This is a genomic window from Vagococcus teuberi (assembly GCF_001870205.1).
Classification (GTDB): Bacteria; Bacillota; Bacilli; order Lactobacillales; family Vagococcaceae; genus Vagococcus; species Vagococcus teuberi.
The window spans coordinates 619,972-633,532 of sequence record NZ_CP017267.1; the positions used below are offsets into that span (position 1 = coordinate 619,972).

A 13,561-nucleotide genomic window follows, 5' to 3' on the forward strand; every position below is an offset into this window, starting at 1 on the left:
TTTTTTGACAATCAATTTTTTGCAATCTTCTCCATATCCAATGGCACGACATAATTCACAACAGTCAACCCTTTTTTATCTCTGAAACGTTGCGTACCAGATTCAAAAATTGTGTAGAGTTTGTCACCTGATACGGAAATTTGTTCTAAGTAAGGTGGAGCTTCTATCGTTTTTATGGCATCTTTTTCGAGGAATAAATCATTGTCATCTAATTCGTAGACAAGTATTTTCGAGTTTTTATCCCCGTAAGAACGTGATAAAAGCATATAATTTTTATAAAAAGTAATACCCTGAATTTGTGTTCCAACATGTAATTTTTCTTCAGGAGAAAGAGTTGTATCATCATCTATCAGTTCTTTTTTTCCATGTAATGTTGTATCAAATACGCCATCGTCGTTAAATTGATATTTTTCTAAAACGGCTTTGTGATTGACAGAAAAGTAACCAACATAAAGGGCTTTATCATGATAAGTGACGTAAGATGACCGTTTAATACCATCTAATGTGATTTCTTGGTCATAGACAATGGGTTCATAATGTTCTTCCATGTTGTATGCTTTTAATTTATCCATTGAAAAAGCCACGAGTTCAGCTTTATTAGAATCTGTTGAAGAACATACCCAAATATTTTTTGCCATAGGATCATAGGTAATACCTCCTACATGAGGGTGACCTTTTAAAATAATGGTTTTAATGTATTTGTGAGTGTTTTTATCTAGGACATAGACAACAGAATGGTGAGTATCATCATGACTATAAGATGAAATTAATAAATAATCCTCTGCAATCGTTACACCTTGTGGATCCATAGATTGACTGACACTTTTTTTACCAGGTTCATCAAGTAATGGAACAATCGTTTCCTTGAGCCCAGGTACAGGATAGGTATCACCGTTTGATACATCGGAAAAATAACTTAAGTTATAAAAGTCTGCGTAGTTTTCTTTTAATTCTTTCGCTTGTTTAGTAACATCTTTTTGTTCTGTTAATTTAGAAGAAGATTGACAAGCGCTAATAAAAAATAATGAAATCGTTAGGATAGTTAAGGATAGTTTGTTCATTAAATATCGTCCTTTTTTATATGATATTCTTAGCATAACGGATAGATATTTGAAACACAATGTATTTTTTATAGGTAAATAAAAAGGACTAAATTGATTATCAATCCTTTTATTTTACTAATCCAAATTATTTATTTTTAAATTCGTAGATAGCATCGCATGTTTTTGCAACATCATTTAAGTGTTCTAAAGCATACTCTTTTTTATTATCTACTTGAGTTTAAATGTACATATCAGTTAAAACTTTATCTAAGGCAGACAGGTAAGGCAATAAATTGTACGATTGAAAAATGGTAGATCCATCATTTTTTCGATCGTATTTTATTTGTCTTATCCAATTATTTTTAATCCGATGGCCGATAATAGAATGACTAAGATACACAATAATCGTTTCCAATTTTTTGATTCGCCAAAATAAATCATCCCTATAAAGGTACTCCCAATAACACCAATACCTGTCCAAATAGCATAACCTGTTCCCATGGGGATATATTTTAATGCCAAACTCAGTAAGAAAAAACTAAAACTAAATCCTATAATAATTAGTAGAACGGTTGAAAAAGTCCGTTTTATTGATAAGCGATTAATCATTGCGACACCAAACATTTCAAAAAAGCCAGCGACAATCAGTATTATCCAATCCATTTTATTTTTCCTCCATAACATTTTTTTCTGGCGTTAAAAGTTTTAGACCAATAACACCACCAATCAGCAGTAAAATAAGTAATAATTTTAGCCAATTTAGTGTTGCTCCGAAAAATAGGACGTCTGATAAAACAATTCCTACTGTTCCAAGTCCGACAAATACAGCATAAACTGTTCCAGTAGGTAGTTTAGAAGTTGCTGAAATCATTAACCAATTACTGATAATAATAAGTAAGATAGTCAATCCCCACTGGAAAATAGTTGTTGAGTGAGTTAACCCAATGACCCAAAATATTTCTAACATTGCGGCTGTTACGACCTTTAACCATTCTTTTTTCATTTTCTTTCCTCCTAACTAAAAATAAAAAAGCCTGAAAGACACTGTAAAAAAACAGTATCTCCCAGGCTTTTGTCCTTCCGTGACATAGATAAATTATCTATGAGTTTTCTCTTGGACCAGACTAATACAGCGATATTACGGAACCCTAGAAAACTTAGTGTATGTAATTGGTTGTCATTTTATCAAACTATGAATCACTCGTCAACTCAGGTTAAAGTAATAGAATGTATCGTTTGTTTGCTTCATTCATGGTAATATGGATTAAAAAGGTATGAGAGTATGAAAGATTTTTTACAAACTGATCGTCTAGAGATATTATTTTCTTATCAAGAAGCAGTGGATTTGCATCCTAATATGTATCAATTTTTAGAGGATAGCTCATATAATGAGGAGATGTTTTTTCTTACATATACAACATTAAAAAGTATCTTAACTGATTTATTTTTTAAAGATGATAAGGTAATTCTTTTAATAAATAAATATCCGCTATGTAACAAAAATAAAACAGATAAAATTCTCCATAAAATAGTGAAAAATATAAGAGAAATCACCTTATCTGAACAAACATTTGATTATCTTAATGATGATATAGATACTTATCTGCGATTGCAAATTGAAACAACTTACTCCAATATAAAGTGGAAGCAGTTGATACTTAGTCTGATTAATCAAGATTTTCCAGATAGACAACCGCAGTTTAAGACAAAGAATTCTTTTAAAACACCTGACATATATATCATTAGCCCGACAACTGATACGATGATACATATATATGATGATAGGGGATATATCATTTATAGTGACGACAAAATGAAAATAAGCAACTAATTAAATAACGAGGTGACCAAAATTGAAGAAAAAAGTAATGTTAGTGTTTGGCACACGTCCAGAAGCCATAAAAATGTGCCCACTTGTTAATGAATTAGAAAAACAGGATGAATTTGAAACGGTCGTCTGTGTGACAGGACAACATAGGGAAATGCTGGATCAAGTATTGAGTGTGTTTCATGTAGTACCCAAATATGATTTGGATATTATGAAATCACAACAAGATCTATTTGATGTCACGACAAATATTTTAGAAAAAATCAAACCTATTTTAATAAAAGAAACACCTGATATGGTACTGGTTCATGGTGATACGAGTACGTCTTATGCATCAGCTTTAGCTGCGTTTTATCTTCAAATACCAGTAGGGCATGTTGAAGCAGGCCTGCGTACGCATAATATTTCGTCACCATTTCCTGAAGAATTTAACAGGCAGTCAATTAGTTTGATGTCATCACTTGATTTTGCACCAACTAATCAAGCAAAAGAAACCTTGCTTAATGAAGGAAAAAAAGAAGACACAGTATTTGTCACAGGAAATACAGCGATTGATGCGCTAAAAACAACGGTTAAAAATGAATATGCTAGTGAGATATTAGAGTGGGTAGGAGATAGCCGACTAATCGTACTAACAGCTCATAGACGAGAAAATCAAGGAAAACCGATGAAAGAAATGTTTCAAGCTGTCAAACGAGTGGTTGATAAACATGAAGACGTTAAAGTAGTATACCCGATCCATATGAATCCTTCCATTCAGATACTTGCCAAAGAAGTATTTGGTCAGACGAATCGAGTTAAATTAATTCCACCAATGGATGTGATAGATTTCCATAACTTACTTGCTAAAAGTTATTTGATTATAACCGATAGTGGTGGAATACAAGAAGAAGCCCCTTCGCTTGGTAAGCCTGTGTTAGTCATGCGTGACACAACAGAAAGACCTGAGGGAATAAAAGCAGGGACATTAAAACTAGTTGGAACAAAAGAAGACATCATTTATGAAGCACTAGACAACTTACTAACAAATGAAGCAACGTATCTTGAGATGTCGACTGCTAGTAATCCCTATGGTGATGGGACAGCTTCACAACAAATTACGACTATTTTAAAGAAGAAACTATAACAAACAAAAGTTTTAGAGATTTCTCTAGAACTTTTTTTATGCATCTAAGGAATTTAATAAAAATCATTGTACTGTAAGTGAGAAACAAAAGGAGGAGATAACATGACAGATGAAGAATACCTGACTAGCTTGCTTAATAAAGATGAAGAAGCATTGAGTCAATTGATGGATACATACACGAAGCTATTGTGGGCAGTTGGTTCAAAGTATCTAAACCATCAGCAAGACATGGGAATTCAAGATATTGAGGAGTTAGTCAGTGATGTGTTTGTTAGACTATGGAAAAATCCAAAGGGGTTTGATCCAAGTAAAGGCACGTTAAAAACGTATCTATGCATGATGACACGAAGTATGGCGTTAAATAAACTGAAACAAGTAGCTAAAGATATGACAGTAGAGTTAGATGATAGTATCACAGCCACATTAACAAAAGAAGAAAGTAACATGGATTGGCAAGCTTTTTATCAAGCGGTTATGACACTTGAAAAACCTATGAGAGAAATTATTATTAAACGTTATTTCTATGAAATGAAACCAAAAGACATTCAAGAAAAGACAGGTTATGACTCAAAACTAATTGATAATAAACTGTATCAAGGTAAGAAACAACTACAAAAACAGTTTAAAGAATTAGGAGGAGAATTGGGATGAATAAATATCAAAAAGAACCATTTGAAGAATTAACAGATGAGCAATTAGATGAATTGTTGGCGCAAATGAATCAAGAGATGCCTAATGAGTCAAAAGAAAAAATAAAACAAACAGTATTTGAAGATATCAATAAAAAAGCAGAGAAAGTCAAACCACTAAAACCTAAAAAGAAAAAATGGGCAGCTATTCTTGGGGCAGTGGCAGTGCTTAGTTTGATGGTTGGGTATACGCAGTTAGATACAATAAAAGTAGCTTATACCAAAGCTTTTGGTACAGAAGCAGATAAGATATTAGTAGATGCAGAAAAACTTGATTATTCAGTAGAAGATCAAGGATTAAAATTACCGGCTAAAAATACATTCAAAGATGGTAATACCACTTATGTTTTAATGGAATTGCAAGATTTAACTGGGGATAGATTGTCTGAAGATACCATTATTGAGGATTGGTCCATGTTAAATGGTGGGAACACGCAAGTGATTAACTATGATACAAAAACAAAGACAGCGACGTTATTAGTCAGTTCTGTATCTTGGGAAGAACATAAAGATACTGGGTTTATACTAACATGCTTTGGTTCTCATACCAAAGAAATGGAAAATATTGTATCAATTGATTGGAAAAAAAATTTGGCGACAAATGTTAAATGGAAAAAATATGATGGAAAAAGTGGAGTAGGAGGTGGAAGTGTTGAGGATTCAATTCTAGAGAAATTGAATGTCAACTATGAGGCGTTGTATAGTGAATACTTACCGAACAAACGATTATCGATTCCATTAATTCCTGGCGAAGATTATTTTATTGAAAATATGGCTTATAAAGACGGCTTATTACATATTTTGGTGAAATGGCCCAATATAAAAGCGTACAATTTCTTAAACTTAGATTTTCAACTTAAAAATTCTAGTGAAAAAAAACCAGAAAGAAATGGTAATAAGTTATGGCCATACATTGCTTCTTATTCAGCTTATAATAATGAAACACATAAAAACGAAACAGGAAAAAGTGATTATGAGGAATTTGTTTTTGATATCAAAGAATCAGAGTTACAAAATTATGATTTAAAAGTAGAATCTGCAAAAACTCAAACAGTTGTTTCTGGTAATTGGGCAATAAAATTGAAAGAACCAAAAGAAATAGAAAGAAAAGTATTAAAAGATATCACACTTAAAAAGGAAAACTTAGCATTATCTAATATAAATCTATCCGGTTTATCTTTAAGTTTTGATGTAAAAAATTCTTCTCCAGAAAAAATGAAGGAGTTGAATTTAGATGTAAAACTAGTTAAAAAAGATGGGGAGATAATTGATTTAACAAAAGATGGTGACGGTAATATATACACTGAAAACGGAGAAAGCCACGTATCCTTGATATATGATTACACTGAATTAAGTGACATTGACTCTGTTATCATTAATGGACAAACACTCAAAGTAGAATAAAAAAATAAAAACATTCCTGTGCAAACGACAATTAAAGCATAGGAATGGTTTTATTTAACTAATTTTTTTTGTTTTTTTCGGTTTGACAGGAATTTCAACTTCTATAACACCGTGTGTTCGAATGATTTCTAACTCTGGATTATCCACTGTGGTATGTAATAGTTCTTCTAATACAGCATTTAGTTCTAAATCTTTAATATCACGTGTCTTATTCACTAAAACAACATCGATATGAGTGTCTGCCGTACTGTGAATCACTAATGTTTTACCTAATGAATAGACACTGACAAATCTAGCATCTGTGTTTTCCAATTGTTTAGAAACCAAAGTAGCATAACTATTTGTAACATCAATCAATTTCATTAATATCACCCCAATTTAGTTGTATCCTTTTCTATAGATTAATTATACCACAATGATTAAAAATTAAGGAGAAAACCTTCCCATATATAGGAAGATTTTTCTCCTTAAAACATGTATTAGTTCATTTGTTCAGTTATTGTAATAGTATCATCTACTAAATCAGCAGATAATCTTTTTGCAGAAGGGTTATCTAAATAACAATCAGCAATCCCGTCTTCAATATATTCTTGAATGGTACGTCTAAGAGGTCTTGCACCCATAGCTTGATCGTAACCAAGTTCAACTAATTTTTCTTTTGTTTCTTCAGTCGTATCAATATGAATACCTTGTTCTTGTAATTTTATGTTTATCTCATCAAGCATTAATGACACAATAGACAATAGATTTTCTTTACTTAAGGGTTTAAATTCGATAATTCCATCAAATCGATTTAGAAATTCTGGCTTAAAGTAATGAGTTAACTGGTTTAGAACTGATTGAGTAGTCCCTTCTTTGATAGCACCAAATCCAACACTTGCTTCAACATTTTGAGTTCCAGCATTACTTGTCATGATTATTAAAGTATCTTTAAAACTAACAGTTCTACCTTTCGCATCTGTCAATCGTCCATCTTCAAGGATTTGAAGGAATAGATGTAAAACATCTGGATGAGCTTTTTCGACTTCATCTAATAGAATTAAACTATAGGGATTTCTTCTCACTCTTTCAGTTAATTGTCCTGCTTCATTGTAACCAACATAACCAGGTGGTGAGCCAATTAATTTAGACACACTATGTTTTTCCATGTATTCACTCATATCAAAACGAACCATGTTAGATTCATGCCCAAATAACTCTGTCGCTAGTTGTTTTGCTAGCTCAGTTTTACCAACACCAGTCGGTCCAACAAAAAGAAATGAACCAATCGGACGATTTTTATTTCCTAAACCAATTCGATTTCGTCTAATAGCACGTGATACTTTATCAATGGCATCATCTTGCCCAATGACATGTTTTTTCAAATCACTTGCTAAATGTTTCATTTGTTGTTGCTCTGTTTCTTTTAATTTACCAACCGGAATTCCTGTCATGGTTTCCACGGTTTCTTCCATGTCGTTTATTGTGACAGTAGGCATACTATCTTCAGATACTTGGTGAATTTTCAAGTCTTCCAATTTTTTGATTTGATCACGGTAATAAGCCGCTTTTTCAAAATCTTCTTCTTCTGAAGCAATTTGTTTGTTAGCTTCAGCTCGTGCAATTCTAGAATTTAAAATTTTTGGATCAATAGAAGGAATGGTTAAATTTTTCTTAGAACCTGTTTCATCTAGTAAGTCGATAGCTTTATCCGGTAAATGTCTGTCTTGCATAAAACGACTAGATAAGTGTACAGCCCCCTCGATGGCTTCATCTGTGTATTTCACATGATGGTAATTTTCATATTTTTCTTGAATACCTTTTAATATATGAATGGTTTCTTCAATAGTAGGTTCATCAACTTTTACAGGTTGTAAACGTCGTTCAAGTGCTGCATCTTTTTCGATGATACGATATTCATTAAATGTTGTTGCGCCAACTAATTGTAATTCACCACGAGCTAAGGCTGGTTTCAAGATATTGCCAGCATCCATCGAGCCATCGTTGACAGAACCAGCTCCAACAATTTCATGGATTTCATCAATAAATAAAATGACATTCTTTTGTTCTTTTAGTTCAGTAATCAGTTGTTTCATCCGTTCTTCAAACTGGCCTCTAACACCTGTTCCTTGAACAAGTGACACAACATCAAGACGAATGACTTCTTTATTCTCTAATTTTTGTGGGACATCACCATTAATAATACTTAACGCTAACCCTTCAACGACCGCGGTTTTACCAACACCAGGTTCACCAATAAGTACTGGATTGTTTTTAGTTCGTCTATTTAATATTTCTATCACACGTTTAATTTCAGCATCTCGACCGATGACCGGATCAATTTTTCCATCACGAGCAAGTTGTGTTAGGTTCTCCCCGTATTCTACCAGGATAGAAGCATTTCCACCACCACCTTGTTGAGCTTGCATAGTTGGTTGTTGCACTTGTTTCATTGATTGTTGGGCCAACTGTTTGAAAAAATCATTTAATTGACCAAAACCATAAGGATCTTGAGCAAATTTTTCCCGATTCATTTGATCTTCTTGAGATTTTAAGTCACGATAACATTGTTGGCATAAATCTATTTGTTGTTTCTCTCCATTAACTGATGCGTGTAAGTGAATTGTTGCATCATTCTTTTTACAGTTTTTACATATCATAGGTAAATCCTCCTTTAATCAAATGATTTACCAAAACAGTTTGACCTGTTTTGACCTTATGATTATTATATAATTTTTGAATATAAGAAGCAAAAATTATGCTCTTTTTATTGATTGAAAAGGTGTAACATTCGTTGAAAATCACTTGTACCAAAAAACGTTTTTTTAACATAAAGTTTGAAATGGCTATTTAGTACACAAAAAAAGGAATATATCAAAATAATTATGAATTAAATTCGAATTATTTTCTGAAATGGAGATGAAAAGTTTATAAAAGCTTTTTAAAGTTCTATAGAGAACATGGGAAAAAAGTTGTAAGTAATAGAAAAACATGGTATTCTTTATCATTGAAAGGGTTATTTTTTTAGGACAATTTTTGTTTAAATAAATAATCCATCATAAAAATTTTTCACATGACAAAGGAGAAGATAATTATGGAAAAAAAAGAATTTCACGTAGTAGCAGATACAGGTATTCACGCTAGACCAGCAACTTTATTGGTGCAAACAGCTAGCAAATTTAGTTCAGATGTTAACTTAGAATATAAAGGTAAATCTGTAAACTTAAAATCAATTATGGGTGTCATGTCTTTAGGTGTTGGCCAAGGTGCTGACGTTACAATTACAGCTGAAGGTGCTGACGAAGCAGACGCAATCGCAGCTATCGAAGAAACAATGAAAAAAGAAGGGCTATCTGAATAATGACTAAACAATTGAAAGGTATTGCAGTTAGTGATGGTATTGCAGTTGCTAAAGCATATCTTTTAGTTGAGCCGGATTTATCATTTGAAAAACGTTCAGTTGAAAACGTTGAAGCCGAAGCAGCACGTCTTTCAGATGCTCTTAGTCAATCAACTAAAGATTTGCAAGCAATCAGAGACAAAGCGGTGAAAACTTTAGGTGAAGAAGAAGCACAAGTTTTTGATGCTCACTTAATGGTTTTATCTGACCCTGAATTAATCAGTGCAATTGAAGGAAATATCAAAGATAACAAAGTTAATGCTGAATCAGCATTAAAAGAAGTTACAGACATGTTTATTGGAATGTTTGAGGCTATGGAAGATAACCCTTACATGCAAGAAAGAGCTGCTGATATTCGTGACGTAACAAAACGTGTTATGAGTCATTTGTTAGGTGTTAAATTACCTGATTTAACAATGATTGACGAAGAAGTCATTATTGTTGCTGAAGATTTAACTCCAAGTGATACAGCACAATTAGATCGTAATTTTGTTCGTGCTTTTGTAACTAATATTGGCGGACGTACATCTCACTCTGCTATCATGGCTCGTTCTTTAGAAATTCCAGCAGTTGTTGGAACAAAAGACATTACTGAGTATGTTGTAGAAGGTGACGTTTTAGCTGTTGATGGAAGTGAAGGAGACGTTATCGTTACCCCAACTGAAGCACAGGTTGCTGATTTTAAAGCAAAAGAAAAAGCATTCAATGAATTGAAAGCTGAATGGGACAAATTAAAACATGCTAAAACAGTGACAGCTGATGGTAAACATTTAGAATTAGCTGGAAATATCGGAACACCTAAAGATTTAGATGGTGTCTTAAGTCATGGTGGAGAGGCAGTTGGTTTATACCGTACTGAATTCTTGTACATGGACTCTCCTGATTTTCCAACTGAAGACGAACAGTTTGAAGCGTATAAAGCTGTCTTGGAAGGTATGGAAGGTAAACCAGTTGTGGTTCGTACGATGGATATTGGTGGGGATAAAGAATTACCTTACTTGAAATTCCCTGAAGAGATGAACCCATTCCTAGGATACCGTGCTATCCGTATTTGTTTAGCCGAAGATCAAATGTTCCGTACACAATTACGTGCATTGCTACGTGCTTCTGTATATGGAAACTTACGTATTATGTTCCCAATGATTGCTACTTTAGCTGAATTTAGAGAAGCTAAAGCGTTGCTTGAAGAAGAAAAAGCTAAATTAGTTGCTGAAGGTGTGGACGTTTCTGATGATATCCAAGTAGGTATTATGATTGAAATTCCAGCTGCGGCAGTAATTGCTGATCGTTTCGCTAAAGAAGTTGATTTCTTTAGTATTGGAACAAATGATTTAATTCAATATACAATGGCAGCAGACCGTATGAACGAACGTGTTTCTTACTTATATCAACCATATAATCCTGCAATTTTACGTTTAATTAAAAACGTCATTGATTCAGCTCATGCTGAAGGTAAATGGGCTGGTATGTGTGGAGAGATGGCTGGAGATCAAACAGCTGTACCATTATTAGTTGGATTAGGATTAGACGAATTTTCTATGAGTGCAACAAGTATCTTACGTACACGTAGTTTAATGAGTCGTCTTGATTCTAAGAAAATGGCAGAATTAGCTGAAAAAGCGATCACAGAATGTGATACGGCTGATGAAGTTGTTGCCTTAGTTGAAGAATATACTAAGTAATGTAATCTGAAAACTATAATTTACTGTTTTTAAACAGTAAATTATAGTTTTTTTTTATTATTACGTGTTAAGATGTATAATGATGTATAAATTTCGATATAAAATGAGTCTGTAGGATGATGAATTGTGGTATTATTTTACGTATTATAGTAGATATTAGGAGTGGATTTTTTGTTAAGGATAAATATGTTTTCATCAGCTGATAAAGTGAAGGGACAGGGAGTTGGTAGTGCTTATACCGAGTTAGTTAATATGCTCAATAAACATTTTTCAACTGAATTTGATATTTCAATTAATAAATATAGTCAAGCAGATATTTCACACTATCATACTGTAGATCCACAATTTTATCTGTCTACTTTTCATAAAAAGAAACGTGGAATAACGATTGGATATGTTCATTTTTTACCAGAAACATTGGAAGGTAGTTTAAATCTTTTCTCACCATTTAAAAAAATATTTGATTGGTATTTAATCAGCTTTTATGGGAGAATGGATCAATTAGTTGTTGTTAATCCAACCTTTATTCCTAAGTTAGTAGCAGCTGGTTTAAAAGAAGAGCGAATTACTTATATTCCAAATTTTGTTTCAAATAAGAAATTTTATGAAGCAACGTCTGAAGAAAAAAAATCATGGCGAGAAAAATATAAGATAGCTGAGGATCGTCTAGTTATTTTAGGAACAGGTCAAATCCAACAAAGAAAAGGAATTGATGATTTTGTTCAATTAGCTATTGATAATCCAGATGTTCAATTTATTTGGGCAGGAGGCTTTTCTTTTGGAAAAATAACAGATGGATATGATCGGTATAAAAAAATATATGATAATCCGCCTGATAACTTATTATTTACTGGAATTGTAGATAGAGAAGAAATTATGCGATTATATAATTTAGCTGATATTTTCTTACTACCTTCCTATAATGAATTATTTCCAATGAGTATTTTAGAAGCTTTTAATTGTGGTACACCTGTCATGTTACGAGATTTAGAATTATACCATGCTATTATTGATAACCAATATATTTCGACACAAGATATTGATGACATGAACGATGCCATTAAAATGATAAGAAAAAACCCAGAAATATTAGAAGACTATCAACAGAAATCAAAAAAATCAGCTTTATATTATAGTGAAGAAAATGTTGCGAAAATCTGGTATGACTACTATAAAAAGAATGCTAAGGAGGAGAAATAAGTGAAAATAGGTTTTTTTACGGATACATATTTTCCTCAAGTTAGTGGAGTATCGACTTCAATAAAAACACTTAAAGATGAACTTGAGAAATTAGGGCATGACGTGTATATTTTCACCACAACAGATCCCGATGCAAAAGAAGTAGAATCAAGAATCATACGAATGCCTAGTATTCCGTTTGTTTCATTTAAAGATAGGCGTGTTGTGATAAGGGGAATGTTGTATGCCTATCATATTGCTAAAGAAATCGACTTAGATATTGTACACACGCATACAGAATTTGGAGTGGGAGTCTTAGGTAAACAAACAGCTAAAGCGTTAAATATTCCTGTCGTTCACACATATCATACTATGTATGAAGATTATCTACATTATATAGCGAAGGGAAAAGTATTGAAACCCGTACATGTTAAGCAATTATCGAAATTATATACTAATCATATGTCAGGTATTATTTGCCCTAGTCAACGTGTGGTAACTAAATTAAAAGAGTATGGAATAGAACGTCCGATGTCTGTTATCCCGACAGGAATAAACGTGTCACAATTTAAACCGGTAGAGGAAAAATTAATTAACGAAGTAAAGGAGCAGTATCAGATAAATTCTAACGATTGTTTATTACTTTCTGTGAGCCGTATATCTTATGAGAAGAATATTCAAACTATTATAAGTGGCTTATCGAAGGTTGTGGAAGAATTACCGCATGTAAAACTTTTAGTTGTTGGTGATGGACCATTTAAGAGTAAACTAGAAAAACAAGTGGAAGAGTTATCACTCACAGACTATGTCATTTTTGCAGGCGAGATTCCTAATAAAGATATTGCACCATTTTATCAGGCTGCTGATTATTTTGTCAGTGCTTCAGACTCTGAAACACAAGGATTGACGTATACAGAAGCTATGGCGGCAAAAACAAAAGTTGTAGCAAAAGGAAATGAATATTTAGATGATTTACTTAATGATAAAAGTTTAGGTGTCACTTATGCCGATAATGTCGATTTTGCTGATACACTAATTGATTATATAAGAGAAGACATTGTATCAGATCAAGAAGTATTAAAAGATAAATTATACGATATTTCAAGCGAGGCATTCGGTAAAAAAGTTGAAGACTTTTATCAGAAAGCACTTATATATTTTGAAGAAAGACATCAAGGTTATGAAGAAGATAGTAGCATCTATTCATTAAAATTATTTAAAAAGTAGTGTG

Annotated in this window: 13 protein-coding genes, 1 pseudogene and 1 riboswitch; of the genes and pseudogenes, 8 read left to right on the forward strand and 6 right to left on the reverse strand. The window is 32.7% G+C overall.

Going from position 1 to position 13,561, the window contains the following annotated elements; genetic code table 11:
* Nucleotides 1-11: 11 nt before the first annotated feature.
* From BHY08_RS03015 to BHY08_RS03025, 4 genes and pseudogenes are all read right to left on the reverse strand, one after another.
* Nucleotides 12-1,061, reverse strand: a complete 1,050-nt coding sequence (locus BHY08_RS03015) for a YncE family protein (protein WP_071456466.1) — start codon at nt 1,059-1,061, stop codon at nt 12-14.
* 223 nt (nt 1,062-1,284) lie between these two features.
* Nucleotides 1,285-1,374, reverse strand: a pseudogene (locus BHY08_RS10915) (ABC transporter ATP-binding protein); the annotation flags it as partial.
* A gap of 17 nt (nt 1,375-1,391) precedes the next feature.
* The gene (locus BHY08_RS03020) at nt 1,392-1,706 is read right to left on the reverse strand and encodes a DMT family transporter (protein WP_071456467.1); all 315 of its coding nucleotides are present in this window, start codon (nt 1,704-1,706) and stop codon (nt 1,392-1,394) included.
* Between the two features lies 1 nt (nt 1,707).
* Nucleotides 1,708-2,046 carry a DMT family transporter gene (locus BHY08_RS03025; RefSeq protein ID WP_071456468.1) on the reverse strand — a complete coding sequence of 113 codons (339 nt, stop codon included), beginning with the start codon at nt 2,044-2,046 and terminating at the stop codon, nt 1,708-1,710.
* Between the two features lie 56 nt (nt 2,047-2,102).
* A riboswitch (guanidine-I (ykkC/yxkD leader) is annotated at nt 2,103-2,206 on the reverse strand.
* A gap of 119 nt (nt 2,207-2,325) precedes the next feature.
* Here BHY08_RS03025 and BHY08_RS03030 point away from each other — a divergent pair.
* From BHY08_RS03030 to BHY08_RS03045, 4 genes are all read left to right on the forward strand, one after another.
* Nucleotides 2,326-2,874 (forward strand): DUF3885 domain-containing protein, encoded by a 549-nt coding sequence (locus BHY08_RS03030; RefSeq protein ID WP_071456469.1) that lies wholly within the window; start codon nt 2,326-2,328, stop codon nt 2,872-2,874.
* Nucleotides 2,875-2,911: 37 nt separating this feature from the next.
* Entirely contained in the window at nt 2,912-3,997 is a 1,086-nt protein-coding gene (wecB, locus tag BHY08_RS03035; protein WP_071457815.1) for a non-hydrolyzing UDP-N-acetylglucosamine 2-epimerase, read from the forward strand.
* Nucleotides 3,998-4,099: 102 nt separating this feature from the next.
* Nucleotides 4,100-4,648 carry a sigma-70 family RNA polymerase sigma factor gene (locus BHY08_RS03040; protein WP_071456470.1) on the forward strand — a complete coding sequence of 183 codons (549 nt, stop codon included), beginning with the start codon at nt 4,100-4,102 and terminating at the stop codon, nt 4,646-4,648.
* Nucleotides 4,645-6,090, forward strand: coding sequence for a hypothetical protein (locus tag BHY08_RS03045; RefSeq protein ID WP_071456471.1), 1,446 nt, complete (start codon nt 4,645-4,647; stop codon nt 6,088-6,090). Before BHY08_RS03040 ends, BHY08_RS03045 begins: the two co-directional genes overlap by 4 nt.
* 54 nt (nt 6,091-6,144) lie before the next feature.
* Here BHY08_RS03045 and BHY08_RS03050 read toward each other — a convergent pair whose 3' ends face one another.
* Nucleotides 6,145-6,453 carry a DUF1827 family protein gene (locus BHY08_RS03050; RefSeq protein ID WP_071456472.1) on the reverse strand — a complete coding sequence of 103 codons (309 nt, stop codon included), beginning with the start codon at nt 6,451-6,453 and terminating at the stop codon, nt 6,145-6,147.
* Nucleotides 6,454-6,569: 116 nt separating this feature from the next.
* Nucleotides 6,570-8,729, reverse strand: coding sequence for an ATP-dependent Clp protease ATP-binding subunit (locus BHY08_RS03055; protein ID WP_071456473.1), 2,160 nt, complete (start codon nt 8,727-8,729; stop codon nt 6,570-6,572).
* 434 nt (nt 8,730-9,163) lie between these two features.
* On the opposite strand from BHY08_RS03055, the gene BHY08_RS03060 reads away from it, so the two are divergent.
* The 4 genes from BHY08_RS03060 (at nt 9,164) to BHY08_RS03075 (ending at nt 13,557) form a co-directional block, all read left to right on the forward strand.
* Nucleotides 9,164-9,430 (forward strand): phosphocarrier protein HPr, encoded by a 267-nt coding sequence (locus BHY08_RS03060; protein ID WP_071456474.1) that lies wholly within the window; start codon nt 9,164-9,166, stop codon nt 9,428-9,430.
* Nucleotides 9,430-11,151, forward strand: a complete 1,722-nt coding sequence (gene ptsP, locus BHY08_RS03065) for a phosphoenolpyruvate--protein phosphotransferase (protein WP_071456475.1) — start codon at nt 9,430-9,432, stop codon at nt 11,149-11,151. Before BHY08_RS03060 ends, ptsP begins: the two co-directional genes overlap by 1 nt.
* A gap of 171 nt (nt 11,152-11,322) precedes the next feature.
* Nucleotides 11,323-12,351, forward strand: a complete 1,029-nt coding sequence (locus BHY08_RS03070; protein ID WP_071456476.1) for a glycosyltransferase family 4 protein — start codon at nt 11,323-11,325, stop codon at nt 12,349-12,351.
* Nucleotides 12,352-13,557 carry a glycosyltransferase family 4 protein gene (locus BHY08_RS03075; protein ID WP_071456477.1) on the forward strand — a complete coding sequence of 402 codons (1,206 nt, stop codon included), beginning with the start codon at nt 12,352-12,354 and terminating at the stop codon, nt 13,555-13,557.
* Nucleotides 13,558-13,561 lie beyond the last annotated feature (4 nt).